Below are 6,798 nucleotides of genomic sequence, written 5' to 3' on the forward strand. Positions count from 1 at the left end.
CCTGTTGACTGTGACAGTTTTAGTGTCACAATCGGCGCATGGCTGAAGCATTCATCTATGACCACCTGCGCACGCCGCGCGGGAAGGGTAAGAAGACCGGAGCGCTCCACGAGGTCAAGCCGATCGACCTGGTGGTCGGCCTGATCGACGAGGCGCGCAAGCGGAACCCCAACCTCGACCCCGCGCGGATCGACGACGTCGTCCTCGGTGTCGTCACGCCCGTCGGCGAGCAGGGCGGTGACATCGCCAAGACCGCCGCCATCAAGGCCGGTCTCCCCGAGACGACCGCCGGTGTGCAGCTCAACCGCTTCTGCGCCTCCGGCCTCGAGGCGGTGAACCAGGCCGCCTCCCGCGTACGCGGCGGGTTCGAGGACCTCATCCTCGCCGGTGGTGTCGAGTCGATGAGCAAGGCGCCGATGGGCAGCGACGGCGGCGCCTGGGCGCAGGACCCCGACACCGCGCTCAAGACCGGCTTCGTCCCGCAGGGCATCGGCGCCGACCTGATCGCGACGCTCGAGGGCTTCAGCCGTGCCGACGTCGACCGCTACGCCGCGCAGTCGCACGCCCGGGCGGCCGCTGCCTGGGAGAACGGCTACTTCAAGGACGCCGTGATCCCGGTCGTCGACCAGAACGGCCTGACCGTGCTCGAGCACGACGAGCTGATCCGCCCCGGCACCACCGCGGAGACCCTGGCCGGCCTCAAGCCGTCCTTCCTCCAGCAGGGCCAGGAGGCCGGCTTCGACGACGTCGCGCTGGCCAAGTACCACTGGGTCGAGAAGATCGACCACGTGCACCACGCCGGAAACTCCTCCGGCATCGTCGACGGCTCCGCGCTGATGCTGATCGGCTCCGAGGCGGCCGGCCAGGCCAACGGCCTCACCCCGCGTGCCCGGATCGTCTCGGCCGCCGTCTCCGGCGCCGACCCGACGATCATGCTCACCGGCCCGGCGCCGGCCTCGCGCAAGGCGCTGGCCAAGGCCGGCCTGAGCGTCGAGGACATCGACCTGTTCGAGATCAACGAGGCGTTCGCCGCGGTCGCGATGCGGTTCATGAAGGACATGGGCATCGACGAGTCGGTCACCAACGTCAACGGCGGCGCGATCGCCATGGGTCACCCGCTGGGCGCGACCGGTGCCATCATCCTCGGCACCCTGGTCGACGAGCTCGAGCGTCAGGGCAAGCGGCGTGGTCTCGCCACGCTGTGCGTCGGTGGCGGCATGGGTATCGCGACGATCGTCGAGCTGGTCTGACGCGCCGCTCGGCGCCCCTGACGTTCTGGCGCGCGACACGCGGTCGTGACGTACGAGATGTCAGGGACGCGAGCCGCCCACCCGGCGCCCCTGACGTTCTGCACGCGACACGCCGGCCCTCGGCCCACAAATGTCAGGGACGCGAGCCGAACAGCACCCCGAGAGACTCACCAAGGAACGAGATGTCTGAGACTGCAGTGAAATACGACCGCGATGGCGATGGCATCGTCACGCTGACCCTGGACGACCCGAACCAGTCGGCCAACACCATGAACGAGCTGTACAAGACCTCGATGGCGGAGGCCGTCGAGAAGCTGTACGCCGAGGCAGCCAGCGATGAGCAGAGCGTCACCGGTGTCGTGATCGCGTCCGCGAAGAAGACCTTCTTCGCCGGCGGCGACCTCAAGAACATGATCCAGGTGCGGCCGGAGAACGCCGCCGAGGTCTTCGAGGAGGTCGAGTCGATCAAGGCGACCCTTCGCAAGCTGGAGACCTTCCCCAAGCCGGTCGTCGCGGCGATCAACGGCGCCGCGCTCGGCGGCGGTCTGGAGATCGCGCTGGCCGCCCAGCACCGCATCGCGCTCGACGCCCGCTACGACATCGGTCTGCCCGAGGTCTCCCTCGGCCTGCTGCCCGGTGGCGGCGGCGTCACCCGCGTCGTACGTCTCCTGGGCATCATGACCGGACTGATGGACGTCCTCGGTCAGGGCACGAAGTTCAAGCCCGCCGCCGCCCTCGAGAAGGGTCTGATCCACGAGCTCGTCTCCTCCCCCGATGAGCTCGTGCCCGCCGCGAAGGCGTGGATCAAGGCCAACCCCGACGAGATCGCGCAGCCCTGGGACAAGCCGGGCTACAAGATGCCCGGTGGCAAGCCGACCTCGCCGGCGCTCGCCGGCTTCCTGCCCGCGTTCCCGCCGATCCTGCGCAAGCAGCTCAAGCAGTCCGACATGCGTGCGCCGAAGGCGATCCTGTCGGCCGCGGTCGAGGGTGCGATGGTCGACTTCGACACCGCCACCCGGATCGAGTCGCGCTACTTCACCTCGCTGGTCACCGGTCAGCAGTCGAAGAACATGATCCAGGCGTTCTTCTTCGACCTCGGCGCCATCGGCGCCGGCACGCTGCGTCCTGACGGCATCGAGAAGTTCGCCGCGACGAAGGTCGGCGTGCTCGGTGCCGGGATGATGGGTGCGGGCATCGCGTACTCCTTCGCCCGGGCGGGCGCGGAGGTCGTCCTCAAGGACGTCGCCATCGAGGCGGCCGAGAAGGGGAAGGCCTACACCGCCAAGCTCAACGAGAAGGCGGTCTCCCGCGGCAAGCTCACCCAGGAGAAGGCCGACGAGATCCTCGGCCGGATCACCGCGACGGTCGCTCCGGAGGACTTCGCCGGCGTCGACGTCGTCGTCGAGGCGGTCTTCGAGGACGTCTCCCTGAAGCAGAAGGTCTTCAACGAGATCGCCCCGTTCGTCAACAAGGACGCGGTGCTCTGCTCCAACACCTCGACGCTGCCGATCACCGAGCTCGCCAAGGGGATCGACCGCCCGGCCGACTTCATCGGCCTGCACTTCTTCTCGCCCGTCGACAAGATGCCGCTGGTCGAGATCATCAAGGGCGCCGAGACGAGCGACGTCGCGCTGGCCAAGGCCTACGACATCGTCCAGCAGATCAAGAAGACCCCGATCGTCGTCAACGACAGCCGCGGTTTCTACACCTCGCGCGTCATCGGCACCCAGATCCAGGAGGGCCTGGAGCTGCTCGCCGAGGGCTTCGCGCCCTACTCGCTCGAGCGTGCCGCGACCCAGGCCGGGTTCCCGGTCGGGCCGCTGCAGATCGCCGACGAGCTCAACCACGAGCTCATGGTCAAGATCGCTCGTACGACCCGGGAGGCTGCCGGCGTCGAGGAGCTGACCACCACGGAGCGGGTGCTCACCCCCCTCATCGAGGCGGGTCGTTCCGGCAAGCTCAAGGGTGCCGGGTTCTACGACTACACCGACGGCAAGCGTGGCTCGATCTGGGCCGACCTCGGCAGCGTGTTCCCCGTCGCGGAGAAGCAGATCCCGATCCGGGACGCCGAGGAGCGGATGCTCTTCATCGAGGCCCTGGAGACGGCGAAGTGCTTCGAGGAGGGCGTCATCACCTCCGCCGCGCACGCCAACATCGGCTCGATCTTCGGCATCGGCTTCCCGCCGCAGACCGGTGGTGCGGCCCAGTTCATCACCGGCTACGAGGCCGCCGACGGCTCGATCGGCATCGAGGCGTTCCTGGCCCGTGCCGACGAGCTGGCCGAGAAGTACGGCGAGCGGTTCCGTCCGACGCAGTACCTCCGCGACCTCGCGGCGAAGGGTGAGGCCTTCCCGGTCTGATCGGCCCCGTCTGATCGCCGAGACGTCACGTACGCAGATCGAGCTGGCACCGCGGTGCCAGCTCGATCTGTTTGGGTGACGCCTCGGCGTGGGTCAGCGGATGGTGCTGGTGGCCGCCGAGGTCGCCGTCTTGGTGTAGTAGCCGGTCTTGCGGCCGGTCACCCGCACGCGGATGCGGTCACCGCGGTCGACGGACCGGAGCCGGTAGGACTTCCCAGTTGCGCCCGAGATCGCGACGCCGTTGCGCAGCCACTGGTAGGAGAAGGTGATCCCCGAGGGCTTCCACGTGCCCGGGTAGGCGGTGAGCAGGTAGCCGACCCTGCGCGTGCCGCCGATCGTCGGGGTGGCCGCGGTGAGATAGCCGGCCGCGATCTTCGCGGTCGCAGCGCTCGCCCGGACGCCGGGGTTGGCGGCTGGCCACGACGAGGAGTACGCCGTCACCCGGACCCGGATCTCCTTGGTGTGGTCGGCCCCGCTGAGCTTGTAGGTCGACGCGGTGGCGCCCGAGATCGGGACGCCGTTGCGCAGCCACTGGTACTTCACCGACGTGGCCGTGGGGTTCCAGGAGCCCTTCGTCGCGGTCAGGGTGTAGCCGACCCGTGCGGTGCCGCTGATCGTCGGCGGCGCGGTGCTCGCGATCGTCAGCGGGTTGCACGTGTAGAGCTCGAGCTCGTCGATGAACCAACCGATGTACGACACGGACTGGTCCCCGCGCACGACCCACTGGAACTGGACGGACTTGCCCGCGAAGGCGGACAGGTCGACGCGAGAACTCATCCACCCGTTTGAGTCGCCGCCGAAGCCGGTCAGCGGCTTGGCGGGGTTGTTGAGCAGCAGCTTCTGCTTCGGCCCGTTCACCCAGGCCGAGGATGGGATGGCCGTCGCGACCCCGTTGACCAGCAGGCGGGCCTCGCCGCCGTCGTAGTACTCCGGCGTCGGGTAGGCAGGTTCGCTGCCGGGGTACCAGTCGAAGAGATACCAATGGCTGAACCGCAGATAGGTCCGCTTGCCCGCCGGCACGTTGATCGCGGCCGTCGTAAGACCGCTGGCGGTCGGGTCGCCGTACGCCTCCGGGTCGGGGTCCCAGCCGAAGTCGGAGCCGTTGCCGTCACGGTCGTTCTCGGGGACGTTCTGCGCGGCGTCGGGCGCCTGGTGCCACAGGCCGCCGCGGGTGAGGGACGGTTTCGTCATCGCGGCCTTGCCGGTGCTCCCGGCCGGGCAGGTGTTCGGCGCCTCCGCGGGGTGGGTCGCGCCCGCCTTGGTGGGTGACTTGGCGAGCTCGGTCGCCTGGGTGGCGCGCTGGACCTGGATGCAGTCCTCCGCGACGAAGCCGGCGGTGCCGGCGGCCGACAGCGTGCCGCAGGCGTTCGCCAGCGTACGGCCGAGGTCTGCGTACTGGCTTCCGGAGACGAGGTGCTGGATCGTGTAGAGGTAGAGCGCCGCGGTCTTCTGCAGGGTCGGGTCGCCGACGTCGAGGCCGGTGACGGTGACGCCGTTGAAGGTGCCGCCCTGCGAGATCAGGTAGGCCGTCTTGTTGCCCACCCCGCTGTTGGTGTGAACCCCGCCGCCATCGGCGTAGTAGCTGAGGTCGTCGGCCTCCCACAGCGAGCTGGTCATCCGGTCGGGCTGGTCGTGCAACGTCGGGTTGGCGAGATCGCGGATCGCGCCGAACGAGGAGTCCTCGCCGATGCGCCAGTCGGTCGGCGAGTCGCCGGGAGTCGCGTAGCGGTGATCGACGATCTCGCCCATGATGTCGGCCATCGACTCGTTGATGGCGCCCGACTCGTGCCAGTAGAAGAGGTTCGAGCTGCGCTCGATCACGCCGTGGGTCAGCTCGTGACCGACGATGTCGTCGACCACCAGACCCTGGCCGAGGAATATCTGCTCGCCGTTCCAGAAGGCGTTGTCCATCGGGCACGGCGGTGTGTAGCCCGGCTGTGTCGGCTCGCAGTAGCGGGTCGTCGCGGCGATCGCCTTGGGGGTCACGCCCTCGGACCAGCCGATCTCCTCGGTCAGGTCCAGCCCGAGGGAGGCGTAGAGGTCGGAGGTCGCGCCGAGCAGGTCGTAGGCGCTGTCGACGTCGGCGATCCCGGTGGGCGCATCACCCTCGCGGCGCTTGACCTTGAGGCTGGTGTCCGTGCACGGGGTGTCATCGGCGCGGACGTTGGCGTTGTCGCAGATGCGGCGGTTGGCGTGGGCGATCTCGTTGATGTGCATGAGTACGCGGCCGGTGCCGCCGTGGGCGAGCACGGTCTCGCGGATGTTCGAACCGTTGGTCACCGAGAACCGGAAGACACTGGTCTCGCCGAGCTCCGGCCCGGCGACCAGGTCGTCGTCGTAGAGCCAGGTGCCCTCGTCGCTCACGGTGAGGCCGGTGGCTCCGTGGTGGGCCTTGGCGACCACGGCCCGCGCCGCTGCCTCGGCCTTCGCGCGTGTGACATCGTCGGGCTCGGTGACCTCCGTGGTCGTGGCGTCGGAGAGGTTGGTGGCCGCGGAGGTGAGGCCGCGGTCCTTGTCGAGCCCGATGACCACCTCGCCGCCGAGGACCGGGAGGCCGGCGACGTACTGCCCGAATCTGGTCACCGACCCGCCGCCGACCGCCTTGCTGGTCGACGTCTCGCGCAGGTCAGCCTTGTCGGTTCCCAGCGCCTTCGCGGCGCGGTCGAGCTGGGTCCGGGCCGCCTTGGCGGGCTTGACGGCGGCACCCAGCGGCTCGGCGCTCTCGGCCTTCGAGCCGATGAAGTCGGCCACGCCGTCGGCGGTGCGATGGATGGTGAGAGGTACGCCCGCGCGGTCCTGGTAGGTCGCGACCGGGTCGGGTTCGGCGGAGGCGGGCGGGGCCAGCGGAATGACGCTCAGCCCGCCGAGGGCAAGTGCGGTCGCGGTCAGGGCGACGACGCGTCTACGAGGTGACACTTCGACTCCTTCGGAGGTGGGAGCGGCCCAGAGGATTTTCACGGACCGACAAGTCCGCCGGCCCGAACCAGCGGTCAGAAGTCTCCCAGGCAGTCGTGGGTGTCGTCGCCCTCAATTCGGCGCCTTGCGATGGCCGAGAAGTCGGTTCCGTGGGGGGGGGGGGGGGGGTGGTGGGGGGACCCCGCCCCGGCGGGGGCTCGAGGGGGGGGGGGGGGGGGGGGTGTTGGGGTGGGGGCCCCGGGGGGGGGGTTGGTGTTGTTTAAGCGGGTTAG

General features: G+C 69.3%; 3 protein-coding genes. 2 read left to right on the forward strand and 1 reads right to left on the reverse strand.

Going from position 1 to position 6,798, the window contains the following annotated elements:
* Positions 1-38 precede the first annotated feature (38 nt).
* Together ACIA03_RS13825 and ACIA03_RS13830 are read left to right on the forward strand one after the other, a co-directional pair.
* Positions 39-1,250: an acetyl-CoA C-acetyltransferase gene (locus ACIA03_RS13825; protein WP_396983296.1), complete on the forward strand. Its 1,212-nt coding sequence runs from the start codon at positions 39-41 to the stop codon at positions 1,248-1,250.
* 182 nt (positions 1,251-1,432) lie between these two features.
* A complete protein-coding gene (locus ACIA03_RS13830; protein WP_396983298.1) occupies positions 1,433-3,610 on the forward strand; it encodes a 3-hydroxyacyl-CoA dehydrogenase NAD-binding domain-containing protein in 2,178 nt (725 codons plus the stop codon).
* Between the two features lie 93 nt (positions 3,611-3,703).
* Here ACIA03_RS13830 and ACIA03_RS13835 read toward each other — a convergent pair whose 3' ends face one another.
* A complete protein-coding gene (locus tag ACIA03_RS13835) occupies positions 3,704-6,526 on the reverse strand; it encodes a M4 family metallopeptidase (RefSeq protein WP_396983300.1) in 2,823 nt (940 codons plus the stop codon).
* Between the last annotated feature and the right edge of the window lie 272 nt (positions 6,527-6,798).

The organism is Nocardioides sp. NPDC051685 (assembly GCF_044453405.1).
In the GTDB taxonomy this organism is placed as follows: Bacteria; Actinomycetota; Actinomycetes; order Propionibacteriales; family Nocardioidaceae; genus Nocardioides.

Coding starts and splice junctions, on each gene's coding strand:
- ACIA03_RS13825 (WP_396983296.1), top strand. CDS start 39: ATGGCTGAAGCATTCATCTATGACCACCTGCGCACGCCGCGCGGGAAG.
- ACIA03_RS13830 (WP_396983298.1), top strand. CDS start 1,433: ATGTCTGAGACTGCAGTGAAATACGACCGCGATGGCGATGGCATCGTC.